Genomic DNA, 14,599 nt, shown 5'->3' with positions numbered 1-14,599 from the left:
GTTGCCAAATCCGGAAACCTCATGCCCGACCTCCAGATCAACCTGCTTGCCGAGGTTGAACGGCCCTTGCTGAACAAGTTCTATCGCCAGCACCGGTCATCCATGCGCGCCGCTTCCGAGGGCCAGCTCTGGGTTGCCAGAAGCAGTGAAATCATCGCTGGCATGAGCCTGAGCCCGGCAGCTGAAGGCTATTGGCTGACGGGCCTGTTCGTCGCCCCGACCAGTCGCGGCCAGGGGCTGGCCAGCCAGCTGGTGGGGCAGGCCGTGCAAAGCGTCGAAGGCCCGGTCTGGCTGTTCTGCCATCCGGACCTGCAGGCCCTGTACCGGTCGATGGGCTTCTGCAGCACGACCTGCCTGCCACACGCCTTGAACGAACGGCTGGCCCGCTACCAGCGCAGCAAACCATTGCTGGCCATGGCCATCGACCGGCCTGGGTCGAGGCCCTGACACCGGGCGGGCCGGGGCTTATTCGTCGGCGTTGGGGTCGAGGTCGGGAAACAGCACTTCGGTGAAGCCGAACTTGCTGAAATCGCTGATCCGCGAGGGATACAGCCGGCCGATCAGGTGATCGCACTCATGCTGCACCACCCGGGCGTGGAAACCCGAGGCCACGCGCACAATGGGCTCGCCCCTGGGGTCGAAGCCTTCGTAGCGGATGTGCTGGTAGCGCTGCACCGCGCCGCGCAGGCCGGGAACCGAGAGACAACCTTCCCAGCCCTCTTCCAGCACCGGGCTCAAGGGCGTGATCAGCGGATTGATGAGGATGGTTTGCGGCACCGCTTCGGCTTCCGGATAACGTTCGCTGTGCTCGAAGCCGAAGATCACCAGTTGCAGGTCGACACCGATCTGCGGCGCCGCCAGGCCGACGCCACCCACGCTTTCCATGGTCTGGAACATATCGTCGATCAGTTCCCAGAGCTCGGGGCTGTCGAACATTTCCGGCGGTACCGGCGGGGCGATGCGCAGCAGGCGCTCATCGCCCATCTTGAGGATTTCACGGATCATGATCTGGCTTCGTCAGTGGTCGGCTTGAGCGAGTGGTCCCGGCCCAGTCCCGAAACGTGTTGTTTTTCGTCGTGCTGGTCAAAGTCCTTTTCGCCAGGGTCCTTGCCTTCGGCCGACATGTGTTCGATCACCGCGTTCATCTCCGCTCCCAGCAACAGCACCGCGGCGGAGATATAGAAGTACAGCAACAGCACGATGATCGCACCGATACTGCCATACATGGCGTTGTAGTTAGCGAACGTCTTCACGTAGTAGGCAAAACCCAGGGAAGCGACGATCCATACCACCACCGCCAGCACCGAGCCCGGGGTGATGAAACGGAATTTCTGCTGCACATCGGGCATCACGTAGTACATCAGGGCCACGGCCACCATCATCAGCAGCACGATCACCGGCCAGCGCAGGATGGTCCACAGGGTGACGATGAAGTCCTCCAGGCCCACCTGCCCCGCCAGCCAGGCCATCACCTGCGGCCCCAGCACCATCAGCGCCGCGGCGGCCAGAAGCATGCCGGCAATGCCCACGGTGTAGAACACCGACAGCGGGAAGCGCTTCCAGATCGGCCGCCCCTCGACCACGTCGTAGGCGGCGTTCATCGCGCTCATCATCAGGCGTACACCCGCCGAAGCGGTCCACAGGGCGATGACGATACCGATGGACAGCAGGCCACCCTTGGACTGCTGCAATTGATCGATGACCGGGTTGACCTGCTCCAGGGCCTCGTGGGGCAGCACCAGCTCCGACTGCAGGCGCAGCCAGGTGAAGAAGTCCGGCAGATGGAGGAAACCGATCAGGGCGATCAGGAACAGAATGAAGGGGAACAACGAGAACAGCATCTGGTAGGCCAGTGCCGAGGCGTAGGTGGACATCTCGTCCGCGATGAACTCATTCACCGTGCGGATCAGTACCCGGTGCAGGGGCAAACCTTTGAGGTCCGGAAAAATCATAGCGTCTCCTTTCGCCGCAAAAAGGTTGAAGTCGATAGCGACTCAGGGGGCGTTTTCTACAACAAATTAGCCTAGTTGGCGAACCGCAACCATTTCCAGTGGCCGATTCCACTCTCTCACCCACACCTCACATGAAAACGGCCATCCGTGGATGGCCGCTGCAGTGGGTCATCGAACAGGCCGTTTTCAGGCCTTGTCGATGGTCTTTTTCACTGCGTCCTTGGCTTTGCCCACCGCTTGCTGGGCTTCGCCTTTCTTCTCCTGCAGCTTGCCTTCAGCCTGCAGCTTGGTGTTGTCGGTGGCTTTGCCGACACCTTGCTTGACGTTACCGATGGCTTCGTTAGCCAGACCTTTTGCCTTATCCGCTGTGCTGCCCATGGTATTTCTCCGTAGAACATTCATTGATCGAACAAAGGGGATTGCGTCGTTACCCAAGGTTGACCCGCGGCTTTCGCGCAGAGTTTCAATTATTTTTGCCGGGCATTTCATCGCGCCGCCCAGGTAGCGCTTTATGTTTGCCGGGCAACCCGGGAGAATGCTCCCCCTGTTCAGGCCAAGCACTGAAGATCCAATCCCCGTAGGAACGTTATGAAACTCGATAAAAAGCAGGCTATCGCCCGCAGGAACCAGGAACTGGGCGGTGCGGTGCTGGGCGTCAACAACTGCCACTTCGCGGAGCTGAACCGCAACCGCAATATCTGGTGGTTCGATATCCTGGTCACCCGCCTGGCCATCGGTCAGTACGAATGGGTGCACCTGCTGCTGCACACCCCGGACACCGATCAACTGCTGCACCTGAAAGTGCCTACGGTGTTCCTGCGGGAAAAACTCGAAGGCCTGGTGATCCGCAACGAAGGCAAGCGCAAGGCCGCCCTGAGCCTGGAGTTGAGCGCCGACAAGGACTCCTTCCTCAAGGACGTGCGCCCGGCCGGCACCGGCGTGAGCTTCGCCCAGTTCCAGCAGTAAGGCGGGCGCCGCCCAATAAAAAAGCCCCGCACTGGCGGGGCTTTTTTGTGGGCGCTGCGGCTTACTTCTTCACGCCGAGCTTCTTCAGCTCTTCGTCACGCAGCTCGCGGCGCAGGATCTTGCCGACGTTGGTGGTTGGCAACGCATCGCGGAACTCAACAGCCTTGGGCACCTTGTAGCCGGTGACATTGGCACGCATGTGCGCCATCACCTGCTCCTTGGTCAGGGTCACGCCCGGCTTGACCACGATGAAGATCTTGATGGTCTCACCGGATTTCTCGTCCGGCACGCCGATCGCCGCGCACTGCAGCACGCCCGGCAGCGAGGCCAGTACGTCTTCCAGCTCATTGGGATAGACGTTGAAACCGGAGACCAGAATCATGTCCTTCTTGCGGTCGACGATGCGGATGTAGCCATTGGGCTGGATCAGCGCGATATCACCGGTCTTCAGCCAGCCTTCGCTGTTGAGGACTTCATCGGTGGCATCCTGGCGCTGCCAGTAGCCCTTCATCACCTGCGGGCCCTTCACGCACAGTTCGCCGACTTCGCCCAGGGGCAGCTCTTCCCCGGCGTCGTCCACCACCCGGCACAGGGTCGAAGGCACCGGAATGCCGATGGTGCCGATCTGGATGTTCTGGATCGGGTTGACCGTGGCCACCGGGCTGGTCTCGGTCATGCCGTAGCCTTCGCAGATCGGGCAGTTGGTCACTTCCTTCCAACGCTCGGCCGCCGCCAGTTGCAGGGCCATGCCACCGGACAAGGTGACTTTCAGCGCCGAGAAATCCAGCTTGCGGAACGCTTCACTGTTGCACAGGGCGACAAACAGGGTGTTGAGGCCGACAAAGCCGCTGAACTTCCACTTCGACAGCTCCTTGACCATCGCCGGCAAGTCCCGCGGGTTGCTGATCAGGATGTTGTGGTTGCCCATGAGCATGATGGCCATGCAATGGAAGGTGAACGCATAGATGTGGTACAGCGGCAGCGGGGTGATGAGGATCTCGCAGCCTTCATTGAGGTTGGAGCCCATCAGCGCCTTGCACTGCAGCATGTTGGCCACCAGGTTGCGGTGGGTCAGCATGGCGCCCTTGGCGACCCCGGTGGTGCCACCGGTGTATTGCAGCACTGCCACGTCGCTGCTGGCAGGGTTGGCTTCCTGCACTGGCTGGCCATGGCCCTTGCGCAGAACGTCATTGAACTTGACGGCCTGGGGCAGGTGATAGGCCGGCACCATCTTCTTCACGTACTTGACCACGCTGTTGATCAGCAGGCGCTTGAGCGGCGGCAGCAGGTCCGCCACTTCGGTGACGATCACGTGCCTGACCCCGGTCTTGGGTACCACGGCCTCTGCCAGGTGGGCCATGTTGGCCAGGCAGACCAGGGCCTTGGCGCCGGAATCGTTGAATTGGTGTTCCATTTCCCGCGCGGTGTACAGCGGGTTGGTATTGACCACGATCAGGCCGGCGCGGATCGCACCGAATACCGCGATCGGGTATTGCAGCAGGTTGGGCAGTTGCAAGGCGATTCGATCGCCGGGCTGCAAATCGGTATGCTGCTGCAGGTACGCGGCAAAGGCCCCGGACAGTTCGTACAGTTCACCGTAGGTGATTGTCTTGCCGAGGTTGCTAAAGGCCGGTTTGTTAGCGAAACGTTGGCAGGACTGCTTCAACACCGCCTGAATATTCGGATACTCGTCTGGATTGATATCGGCAGCAATCCCAGCTGGGTACTTATCCTTCCAAAAGTCTTCGATCATGGAAGCCCACTCCTCAGCAACGCGAATTCATCACCGCATTTGATGCGATTATTATTTGTCTGTGTTTTTTATTGGTGTCTATTGTTGGTGAGTCTGGCTTTTACTTAGGCCGAGAAGTCACAAAGCGCGCCGAGAGTAGCAGCTTTGGAAAAGGCCGACTAGAGCCAAAGAAGGCCTGAATAGTCACAAAAATGACTCAAGACACTTAAATAGTCACTTTTAGAGTAAAAATTCTACCCACCTGAATTCCGCTCTGGCCCGGGGCTTTGCGCCCCTCGGAATGCAGAGCGGGCAAGCCGGTTGCGCCAACCGGCTTGCCCGCCAGGTAAAAGCCCTGGGCTCAAGCGATATCGCGCAACTCGCGGCGCAGGATCTTGCCCACCGGGGTCATCGGCAAAGAGTCACGCAGCACAATGTGCTTGGGCACCTTGTAGCCGGTGAAATTCTCTTTGCAGTAGGCCTTGAGCTCTTCAAGGCTGACCCCCGCCTCACGCGGCACCACAAACAGCTTCACCGCCTCGCCGGAACGCTCGTCCGGTATGCCGATGACTGCACAGTTGGCGACTTTCGGGTGAGCCATGACCACATCCTCGATCTCGTTCGGGTACACGTTGAAACCCGAGACGATGATCATGTCCTTCTTGCGATCGACGATGCGCACGAAACCGTCCGGATCGATCACCGCGATATCACCGGACTTGAACCAGCCCTCGGCATCCAGCACTTCGGCGGTGGCCTCGGGTTTGTTCCAGTAGCCCTTCATGATCTGCGGGCCCTTGATGCACAGCTCGCCCCGCTCGCCCAACGGCAGCTCGACGCCCTGGTCATCGATGATCTTCAAGGTGGTGCCCGGTACCGGCAGGCCGACGGTGCCCAACCGCGAACGCTCGCCATAGGGGTTGGTACAGGCCACCGGCGAGGTTTCGGTCAGCCCGTAGCCTTCGGTGATCCGGCAGCCGGTCAGCTTCTGCCAGCGCTCGGCGGTAGCCTTGACCAGGGCCGTGCCGCCAGAGTTGGTGAGCTTCAGATTGGAAAAATCCAGGTTCTTGAAATCCGGGTGATCCATCAGTGCCACAAACAGCGTGTTGAGCCCCAGTAGCGCAGAAAAACGCCACTTCTTCAGCTCCTTGATGAAGCCGCCGATGTCCCGCGGGTTGGTGATCAGCACGTTGTGGTTGCCGGTCACCATCATGCACATGCAGTTCGCGGTGAAGGCATAGATGTGGTACAGCGGCAGCGGCGCGATCATCACCTCCTGGCCTTCGCGCCACTGGGTGTGGCCGTCGGGCCCATGCTGGCCTAGGCAGGCCCGCGCCTGCTGCATGTTGGCCACCAGGTTGCCGTGGGTCAGCATCGCGCCCTTGGCCAGGCCGGTGGTGCCCCCGGTGTACTGCAGCACCGCAACATCGTCGTGGCCCACCTGCAGCGGCTTGATGCTCTGGCCACGCCCCAGGCGCAGGGCACTCTTGAAGGAAATGGCCTGGGGCAGGTGGTAGGCCGGCACCATCTTCTTGACCTTGTCCACCACGGTATTGATCAGCCAGCCCTTGGCGCTGGGCATCATGTCGCCCATCCGGGCCTCGATCAGGAACTGGATATCGGTATCCCCCAGCACTTCCTGGACCTTCTGGCCGAAGATGTTCAGGTAGACCAGGGCCCGGGCCCCGCAATCCTTGAACTGGTGGCGCATCTCCCGCGCGGTGTACAGCGGGTTGGTATTGACCACCACCAGCCCTGCGCGCAAGGCTCCGAATACCGCGATCGGGTACTGCAAAACGTTGGGCATCTGCACCGCAATACGGTCTCCCGGAACCAGATCGGTATGGCTTTGCAGATAACCGGCGAAGGCCGCGCTGTAGCGTTCCAGCTCGGCGTAGGTGAGGGTCACGCCCATGTTGCTGAAGGCCGGGCGATCAGCGAATTTCTTGCAGGAACGCTCAAACACCTCGATCACCGACTTGAAGGCCCCCAGGTCGATCTCGTTGGGGACGCCAGCGGGGCGCTTATCATTCCAGAAATCAGGTTGCATTATTCTTGTCCTCTCTTGTACCTGAGCTGTCCGGGCCGCCACTGCAACGCTCTCAGGGGCGGGGCTCCTCGGACGTTAGCAGCTATGGCGATTCAGGCAAATATGCGCAAGTGTGTCATTAATTTTGTGAATCTTGCTTCCAACGGGCGCGCGAATCAGACGCCCAGGCACCGATGCGCTATAAAGTGCAGCGTCTTCGAGCAAAGGAATCGCCATGACCCATGACACGTTCTGGTTGACCACGAGCGACCACCACCGCCTCTTCGTCAACCAGTGGCTGCCCGAACCGCCACTCAAGGCGGTGGTCCTGCTGTCCCACGGCATGGCCGAGCACAGCGGGCGCTACGCGCGCCTGGCCCAGGCCTTGTGCGCCGAAGGCTATGCCGTCTACGCCCCCGACCAGCGTGGCCACGGCAAGACGGCGGAACAGGGGGTGCTGGGCCACTACGCAGACCAGAACGGCTGGAGCAAGGTGGTCGGCGACCTGGCCAGCCTCAACCAGCACATCGGCCAGCAGCGCCCCGGCACGCCCATCGTGCTGCTGGGCCACAGCATGGGCAGCTACATCGCCCAGGCCTATCTGCAACATCACAGCGCCAGCCTGCACGGGGCGATTCTCAGCGGCTCGAATTTCCAGCCGGTGGCGCTGTACCGCGCCGCCAGCCTGATCGCCCGCATCGAACGCTGGCGCCAGGGCGGCCAGGGGCGCAGCGCACTGATCGAATGGCTGTCCTTCGGTTCGTTCAACAAGGCGTTCAAACCCAATCGCACCGCCTTCGACTGGCTCAGCCGCGACCCGGCGGAAGTCGACAAGTACGTGGCCGATCCATTGTGCGGCTTTCGTTGCACCAACCAGTTGTGGATCGATCTACTGGGTGGGCTGCAGCAAATCAGCAAGATTGCCAACCTCAAGCAGATCGATCCGGGCCTGCCGCTGCTGGTAATGGGTGGTGAATGTGATCCGGTGAGCGCTGGCAAGCGTCTCAAGGATCTGGCCAACGCGTTGCGCGAGGCCGGCAGCCAGTGCCTGCAACTCAATATCTACCCCCAGGCACGTCATGAGCTGTTCAACGAAAGCAACCGTGACCAAGTGACCCACGACGTGCTGGCCTGGCTCGACCAGGCCCTGCAGCACCGCCGGCCACCACGGTCGGAATAGCCGGTGCGCAGCCAGTGCGCTTATTTATCTGTCAGAGGATTTCAGCAACATGACCCAGGTAACCAACACGCCTTACGAAGCCCTGGAAGTCGGCCAGACCGCCCAGTACAGCAAGACCGTCGAGGAGCGTGACATCCAGCTGTTCGCCGCCATGTCCGGCGACCACAACCCGGTGCACCTGGACCCCGAGTTCGCCGCCGCCACCACGTTCAAGGAGCGCATCGCCCACGGCATGTTCAGCGGCGCGCTGATCAGTGCCGCCGTGGCCTGCGAGCTGCCTGGCCCGGGCACCATCTACATCGGCCAGCAGATGACCTTCCAGAAGCCGGTGAAGATTGGCGACACCCTGACCGTGCGCCTGGAGATCCTCGAAAAACTGCCCAAGTTCCGCGTGCGCATCGCCACTCGCGTATTCAACCAGCACGATGAACTGGTTGTGGACGGCGAAGCCGAAATCGCCGCTCCGCGCAGAAAGCAGACCGTGACCCTGACCACCCTGCCAGCCATCACCATCGGCTGAGTCTCGCTCCCCAGGAGCCGGCTTGCCGGCGAAGGCTATGCCGGCGCTTTCGCCGGCAAGCCGGCTCCTACTGTTTGCCGCCCTCCTCCACCTGCACACTGGCTGTCATGCCGGCGCTCAGGTTGATGCCTTCGGGCACCTTGTCGAGCTTGATCCGCACCGGAATCCGTTGGGCCAGGCGTACCCAGTTGAAGGTCGGCTCCACTTCCGCCAGCAGTTGCCCGTCAGGCGTGGCATTACGGTCGGTGATCCCCCGGCTGATGCTTTCCACATGGCCTTGCAGGGCATCACCGGCGCTCATCAGCCAGACCTTCACCGGGTCGCCGACCTGGATCCGCGGCAACTTGGTTTCCTCGAAATAGGCCTGGACATAGAAGGTCGAGTCATCGATCAGCGCCATCACCGGCTGCCCGGCATTGACGTAGTTGCCCTCGGCCAGGCGCAAGTTGGTGATATGCCCGTCACGGGGCGCATGCACCTGGCTACGGGCCAGGTTCAATTCGGCGACCTTGGCCTCGGCCTGGGCCTGGCGCAGCTCGCCACGGGCGATGCCGGCGTTGATCTGGGCGTTCTCGCGCAGCTCGGCGCTGATGGCCTGGGGGCCAAGAGCAGCGCGGCGGCTGGCTTCATGTTCGCGCAGGCTCAACTGCTGCTGGCGGGTCTGCACCACCGCCTGGGCTTTTTCCAGGGCGGCCTCGAAACGGTCGCGGTCGATACTCAGCAACAGCTCGCCGGCCTTGACTGGCTGGTTGTCCGCCACCTTGAGCTCGCGCACCCAGCCGGACACATCCGGGGCGACTATCACCACGTCGGCGCGAATCCGCGCATCGCGGGTCCAGGGCGTCAGCATGTAGTACTGCCACAGGTGATAACCGGCAAAGATCGCCACCGCCACCAGGCAGAGGGTAAACACGACACGTACGGGTGTACGCATGATCAACTCCTTATAAGGGCCCCAGGACCAGCGTAATGACCGTCAAGACACAGACGTACAGGGCACAATCGAACAGTGCTTCGTGCCAGATCCAGCGGCCCAGCCCGGTTACCCGCACCAGCATCCGCAGGGCACCGGTCAGCACCAGCGCCAGCACCACATAAATCAGGAACGGGCTGAGCAGCACCCCGCCCAGCGACCACTCACGCAGCCCCATGACTTTCCTCCTGCTGCCGGCACCAACTGCGCCAGCTGCTTTGCAATTGCACGACGGCGCCCTGCGCCAGTTTCAACGCATCACTGGGCGGCTGCTGCCCCAGCGCCTCCAGCAGGGCCACGCTGGGCTGCTCCAGGGCATCCTGACGACTGCCCGCCGGGCCTTGTTCCAGGGTGCGCTGCAGGTGCTCGAAATAAGCTCGCTGCGCGGCGCCGACCGGTACCTGGGCCACCGCCAGGCTCAGGCGCAGGTGCATCAGTTCGTCGCCGATATCCAGGCCCAGCAGGCCATCGTCCCAGCGGCTGCGGGCCGGCTCCGGCAGTTCCGGATAATGCCGCGCCAGTTGCAACAGGCGGTCGGCCATGCGCCCGCCAAACCAGCTTTCCGCACCCCGCAGGTTGCGCCGGGTCAGGCGCACCAGGTCGTGCAGGGTCGCAGCCAGCAGGCGCCGGCCGTGCCACGCCGGGTTGCGCAGGATCAGCAGATGGAAGGCCAGCACCGCAGCGCCCACCCCCAGCACCATGGCCTGGGCGTTATTGAAGAAACTGGCCACATCGAAACTCATGCGGTTCATCGGCGAGATCAGCACGATGAAGTGCAGGCAGAACGAAGTGGCCGTGGCGCCGATCTGCGGCTTGGCCATGCCCAGGGCGCCGAAGAACAGCGGCACGCCCATGGCCATCGCCAGCATCGGGAAACCGCTCCACTGGGGCAGCAGGATCTGCCCCACCACGAAGGCTGCCGGAACCGCCAGAAAGATCCCGCGCATGAAGCTCATGCCGATCTGCGCCCCGTTCTCGCGGCTGGCGAACAGGCTGCAGACTACACAGGTCAGCAGCATCGCCCCGGAGGCCGCGGGCCAGGCGGTGGCCAGCCAGAAGCTGGCCACCGTCAGAAAAGCCAGGGCGCTGCGGGCGCCGAATACCAGGGCCAGCGACAAGTCGCGGTGAGGTGTCAGCGTCGCCGGCTGCACCATTGCCCCGCGCCCCTCCTGCACCGCTGAAAGGGCCTGGGTGGCAGCCAGGGCGGTGTCCAGCAACAAGCTGAAACGCGCCAGGCAGTAACTCTGCGCCGGGCTGATCGCCCCATCGCGGGAGGCCTCCAGCACCCGTGGCGACAAGGCTTGCAGGCTGGCCCCATCAGCGCTGTCCAGGGCCGCCAGGACCTGATCCATCCACGGCTGCAACCGCGCGGCTTCGACGCTATCCAACTGCTTCCACTGGCGCCGCACCGAACGGGAGATGCGCAGCAGCATCAACAGTTTCTGGCTCAGGCCACCGATCGCCCGGGCCCGCTGGCGGCCCAGCGGGCCTTCGAACCAGGCATGTTCGCGCTGGGCATCGACGGCGACGATGCGTCCGAGGATCTCCAGCAGGCCCTTGCGGGCCTGGGCATCCCCGGCCAGGGTGGCACGGGCCGCCTGCATCCCGCTGTGCCAGGCGCTGCGGGCCTGATCGGCCAACTGTCGCTCGACGCGCAGCGGCCAGAGCAGCGCGCTGCTGGCGGTGGCGCAGATGATGCCCAGGGAAATCTCCGTACAGCGGGCCACCGCCTGGTCGAAGATCCCCAGGGGATGGCTGATGGCCGGCAAGGCAATGATGGCCACGGTGTAGCCGGCCAGCACGAAGGAGTAGGACCAGGCACTGCGCAACAGGGTCGAACTGGCCGTGCACAACCCCAGCCACAGCGCCAGGGCCAGGAGGAACAGCCAGGGGGTCTGGGCGAACAGCCCCATGAACAGCACCGACATAAGGGTGCCCACCAGGGTCCCCAACAGCCGCGCCAGACCTTTTTGCAGGACCATGCCGGACAGCGGCTGAGCCACGATGAATGCGGTCATCAGGGCCCAGGCCGGTTGCTCCAGCCCCCAGCGCAATGCCAGCCACAGCGCTACCCCACCACCGAGCAGGGTCTTGATCGCGAACTGCAATGCAGGAAGGTTGGGAGCAAGCAGGGCTTGCAGGGTAATGGGCACGGCTGGCAACTCTTGGCAGGACAAACACAACGATAGTCGCGATAGGCATCAGCGAAGCTGGGCTAATTATTAGCTAGCTAACTAAATACCGTCCAGCATTAAATTACCGGCATAAAAAAACGCCAGACTGGCTGGCGTTTTTGACAGGTTTTGACCCTTACGAACGGGCGCGTGCCTGGTTGCGCAGGGCTTTGACCTGGTCGTGATTGCGTTGCACGCCGTGGTACTGGCGCTCTACCACGTCACGAATGCCCACCAGGTTGTGCTTGTTGATCTTCTCCAGAGCCTCCTTGTAGGCCTTCAGTGCATGGTCTTCACCACGCTCGGCCTCGTTGAGCACCGCCTCCTCGTCCTTGCCGGTCACCAGGGACTTGAGGTCGACCCAGCGACGGTGCAGGTCGCCGCTGACACTGGTGGAGGTTTCCGGATCCCCGCCCATGGAGCGCACTACCGACTGCAGTTCTGCCGCGGCCGTGGCGCAATCGGTGGAGCGCTTGATGAACAGCGCCTTGAGCTCGGGGTGCTTGATGTCTTCGGCACAGGTCTTGAACCCTTCCTGACCGTCCTTGCTGGTCTCGATCAGGCTGTTGAGTACCGAAATAGCTTCTTTATTCAAGTCAGTCATTTTCTGGTTCCTTGTGGGTTGCGAGAATTGGGTTAACTCGAGATTTGAGTTAGTTGAGTTAACTGTTGCACCCGCCATGCCAGACTTGGATTATATTTTTATTCCTTGTTATTCAATGACTTAGAAAATATACAAAAATCTGTATCCGAGTTATTTGCATGATCTGTCATTTGGCCTCCATGCAGAATGCCTGTATTTTCCAAGGCTCTTGAATGACACGACAGCCCCCGCCATGACCCCTGAAACTCTTGAACTGCTGGTCACCCGGGAAATGCCCTTCGGCAAATACAAGGGCCGAATCCTGGCCGACCTGCCCGGCCCCTACCTGAACTGGTTCGCCCGGGAAGGTTTTCCCAAGGGCGAACTCGGCGGCCTGCTGGCCCTGATGCAGGAAATCGACCACAACGGCCTTAGCGACCTGCTCGATCCCCTGCGGGCCAAACACGGCAAACCCAAACCCCGTCACTGAAAAAGAGCCCTCCATGCCAAGGACTGCAGCCACACTTGCCCACGACGAAGATCATTGGCAGGGCATCGCTCGCCAGTTCGACATCGAGCCGGGGCCGATCAACCTGGAAAACGGCTACTTCGGGCGCATGACCCGCAGCGTGGCCCAGGAGTACCAGCACAACATCCAGTGGGTGAACCGCAGCAACTCGCTGCTGGTGCGCCAGCGCTTCGAGCAGATCGACGCGCTGGACATCCGCCGCCAACTGGCGGCGCTGCTGCAGGCGCCGGAAAACGCCGTGGCCCTGACCCGCTGTGCCTCCGACGCCCTGCAATCGCTGATCCGCAACTACAACCGCCTGCAACCGGGCGACCAGGTGCTGCTCAGCGACCTGGAGTACGACACGGTCAAGAGCGCCATGCGCTGGCTGGCCCGCCAGCGCGGCGTCGAAGTGATAGAGATCGTCCACCGGCATCCTGCCAGTTTTGACAGCCTTGTAAGCACCTACAAAGACGCTTTCGAGCGCTACCCACGGCTCAAGCTGATGCCCCTGACCTATGTCACCCATCGCAGCGGGCTGGTGATGCCGGTCCGGGCGATTGCCGCCGCCGCTCGGGAACACGGGGTCGACATCATCCTCGACGGCGCCCACGCCCTGGGCCAGATCGACTTCGACCTTCGCGACCTGGGCATCGCCTTCGCCGGTTTCAACCTGCACAAGTGGATCGGCGCACCGCTGAGCCTGGGCTTTGTGTATATCCACCCCGAACGCCTGGAAGACATCGACCCGGACATGGACGAGTTCCATTTTCCCCGTGACGACGTGCGCGCCCGTACGCCCTACAGCACGCCAAATATTCCGGCGCTGATGACCCTGCCCCGGGTGTTCGAGGAACACCGGGCGATGGGTGGTGCGGCGGCCAAGGGCGCGCGCCTGAACTACCTGCGCCATAGCTGGAGCGAAGCGGTGCGCGAAATGGACGGGCTGGAAGTCATGACCCCGCAGGACCCGCGCCTGTGCTGCGCCATCAGCGCTGTGCGCTTCACCCGCCACCAGGACCAGCAAGCCCTGGCGGATCGCCTGCTACGGGACTACAACCTGTTTACCGTGGCCCGCAATGGCGCAGGGTTCGGCACCTGCATCCGCATCACTCCGGGGCTGACCACTCCCCTTGCGCATATGCAGCAGTTGATCGAAGCCCTCACCGACCTGGCCGGCCGGTAAGCCCTGCCCACCTGTCGCGCGCCGGGCAGCGCTATTCTCCAGGCAAAAAAAAACGGTGCGCCGACCAAGCGCACCGTAAAGCCGTAGAACACACCAACGAATCGGGTAGAACCTTCAGTCCAGCAGGGCCAGGGCCTCGGCCGTGCACTCCTGGATCCGTGCCCAGTCGCCGTTCTTGATCCACTCGGGATCGAGCATCCAGCTACCGCCGACACACATCACATTCTTGAGCGCCATGTAGCTCTTGATATTGGCCGGGCCGACGCCGCCGGTAGGGCAGAACTTGACCTCGCCGAACGGCCCGCCCAGGGCCTTGATCGCCGCCACGCCACCACTGACTTCCGCCGGGAACAGCTTGAAGCGGCGGTAGCCCAGGGCATAGCCCTCCATGATCCCGGAGGCATTGCTGATCCCCGGCAGCAGGGGAATCGGGCTGGCCACGCTGGCTTGCAGCAGGTCGCGGGTGATGCCCGGGGTGACAATGAACTGCGAACCTGCCGCCTCCGCCGCCACCAACATCTGCGGGTCGAGCACAGTGCCGGCGCCGGTCACCAGCTCCGGGCGCTGTTCGCGCAGGATCTGGATCGCCTTGAGGCCGAACTGCGAACGCAGGGTCACTTCCAGGGCGGTCAAGCCGCCGGCCGCCAGGGCATCGGCCAGCGGCAGGACATCCTGCTCGCGGGCAATGGTGATCACCGGCAGGATCCGCGCCTTGGCGCAGAGGCTGTCGATCAGGGCAACTTTGTCCGCCATGGAAACGGTCGGGGCGAGGTTTGTCATAGCGGCTGATCCTTGG

Annotated in this window: 16 protein-coding genes; 6 read left to right on the top strand and 10 right to left on the bottom strand. The window is 62.4% G+C overall.

Annotated features, from left to right (window positions below; all coding sequences use genetic code 11):
* Positions 1-21 precede the first annotated feature (21 nt).
* The gene (locus tag BM382_RS09710) at positions 22-447 is read left to right on the top strand and encodes a GNAT family N-acetyltransferase (protein ID WP_072442718.1); all 426 of its coding nucleotides are present in this window, start codon (positions 22-24) and stop codon (positions 445-447) included.
* Between the two features lie 18 nt (positions 448-465).
* On the opposite strand, the gene def is transcribed toward BM382_RS09710, so the two are convergent.
* The 3 genes from def to BM382_RS09695 form a co-directional block, all read right to left on the bottom strand.
* A complete protein-coding gene (def, locus tag BM382_RS09705) occupies positions 466-1,005 on the bottom strand; it encodes a peptide deformylase (RefSeq protein WP_011062848.1) in 540 nt (179 codons plus the stop codon).
* Entirely contained in the window at positions 1,002-1,952 is a 951-nt protein-coding gene (locus BM382_RS09700; protein WP_011062849.1) for a YihY/virulence factor BrkB family protein, read from the bottom strand. Before BM382_RS09700 ends, def begins: the two co-directional genes overlap by 4 nt.
* 186 nt (positions 1,953-2,138) lie before the next feature.
* Positions 2,139-2,330: a CsbD family protein gene (locus BM382_RS09695; protein WP_011062850.1), complete on the bottom strand. Its 192-nt coding sequence runs from the start codon at positions 2,328-2,330 to the stop codon at positions 2,139-2,141.
* 210 nt (positions 2,331-2,540) lie between these two features.
* Here BM382_RS09695 and BM382_RS09690 point away from each other — a divergent pair, with 210 nt between their 5' ends.
* Positions 2,541-2,918, top strand: coding sequence for a hypothetical protein (locus BM382_RS09690; protein ID WP_015636730.1), 378 nt, complete (start codon positions 2,541-2,543; stop codon positions 2,916-2,918).
* A 61-nt stretch (positions 2,919-2,979) separates the two neighbouring features.
* On the opposite strand, the gene fadD1 is transcribed toward BM382_RS09690, so the two are convergent.
* Complete coding sequence (fadD1, locus tag BM382_RS09685; RefSeq protein WP_011062852.1) at positions 2,980-4,671, bottom strand: long-chain-fatty-acid--CoA ligase FadD1; 1,692 nt, start codon at positions 4,669-4,671, stop codon at positions 2,980-2,982.
* Positions 4,672-5,011: 340 nt separating this feature from the next.
* The gene (gene fadD2 / locus BM382_RS09680; RefSeq protein ID WP_011062853.1) at positions 5,012-6,700 is read right to left on the bottom strand and encodes a long-chain-fatty-acid--CoA ligase FadD2; all 1,689 of its coding nucleotides are present in this window, start codon (positions 6,698-6,700) and stop codon (positions 5,012-5,014) included.
* A 214-nt stretch (positions 6,701-6,914) separates the two neighbouring features.
* Between fadD2 and BM382_RS09675 the strand changes: the two genes are divergently transcribed.
* Positions 6,915-7,859, top strand: coding sequence for an alpha/beta hydrolase (locus BM382_RS09675; protein WP_072442716.1), 945 nt, complete (start codon positions 6,915-6,917; stop codon positions 7,857-7,859).
* Between the two features lie 49 nt (positions 7,860-7,908).
* Positions 7,909-8,379: a MaoC family dehydratase gene (locus tag BM382_RS09670; RefSeq protein WP_019094572.1), complete on the top strand. Its 471-nt coding sequence runs from the start codon at positions 7,909-7,911 to the stop codon at positions 8,377-8,379.
* A gap of 67 nt (positions 8,380-8,446) precedes the next feature.
* Here the strand turns inward: BM382_RS09670 and BM382_RS09665 are convergent, their stop codons facing one another.
* The 4 genes from BM382_RS09665 to BM382_RS09650 all read right to left on the bottom strand — a co-directional run bounded on the left by BM382_RS09665 (position 8,447) and on the right by BM382_RS09650 (position 12,130).
* Positions 8,447-9,313 (bottom strand): efflux RND transporter periplasmic adaptor subunit, encoded by an 867-nt coding sequence (locus BM382_RS09665; RefSeq protein WP_011062856.1) that lies wholly within the window; start codon positions 9,311-9,313, stop codon positions 8,447-8,449.
* Between the two features lie 10 nt (positions 9,314-9,323).
* Positions 9,324-9,530, bottom strand: a complete 207-nt coding sequence (locus BM382_RS09660) for a DUF1656 domain-containing protein (protein ID WP_011062857.1) — start codon at positions 9,528-9,530, stop codon at positions 9,324-9,326.
* Positions 9,517-11,505 (bottom strand): FUSC family protein, encoded by a 1,989-nt coding sequence (locus BM382_RS09655; protein WP_072442714.1) that lies wholly within the window; start codon positions 11,503-11,505, stop codon positions 9,517-9,519. Before BM382_RS09655 ends, BM382_RS09660 begins: the two co-directional genes overlap by 14 nt.
* 157 nt (positions 11,506-11,662) lie before the next feature.
* Positions 11,663-12,130 (bottom strand): ferritin-like domain-containing protein, encoded by a 468-nt coding sequence (locus BM382_RS09650; protein WP_011062859.1) that lies wholly within the window; start codon positions 12,128-12,130, stop codon positions 11,663-11,665.
* Between the two features lie 232 nt (positions 12,131-12,362).
* Between BM382_RS09650 and BM382_RS09645 the strand changes: the two genes are divergently transcribed.
* Complete coding sequence (locus BM382_RS09645) at positions 12,363-12,599, top strand: DUF3820 family protein (protein WP_015636734.1); 237 nt, start codon at positions 12,363-12,365, stop codon at positions 12,597-12,599.
* A 13-nt stretch (positions 12,600-12,612) separates the two neighbouring features.
* Positions 12,613-13,803, top strand: coding sequence for an aminotransferase class V-fold PLP-dependent enzyme (locus BM382_RS09640; RefSeq protein ID WP_053111588.1), 1,191 nt, complete (start codon positions 12,613-12,615; stop codon positions 13,801-13,803).
* A gap of 114 nt (positions 13,804-13,917) precedes the next feature.
* Here the strand turns inward: BM382_RS09640 and BM382_RS09635 are convergent, their stop codons facing one another.
* Entirely contained in the window at positions 13,918-14,583 is a 666-nt protein-coding gene (locus BM382_RS09635) for a bifunctional 4-hydroxy-2-oxoglutarate aldolase/2-dehydro-3-deoxy-phosphogluconate aldolase (RefSeq protein WP_015636736.1), read from the bottom strand.
* Positions 14,584-14,599: the final 16 nt, after the last annotated feature.

The sequence above is a fragment of the Pseudomonas sp. NFPP25 genome (assembly GCF_900116505.1).
Classification (GTDB): domain Bacteria; phylum Pseudomonadota; class Gammaproteobacteria; order Pseudomonadales; family Pseudomonadaceae; genus Aquipseudomonas; species Aquipseudomonas protegens.
Note: the sequence above shows the minus strand (reverse complement) of the source record. Positions and strands in the feature narration are given on the sequence as shown.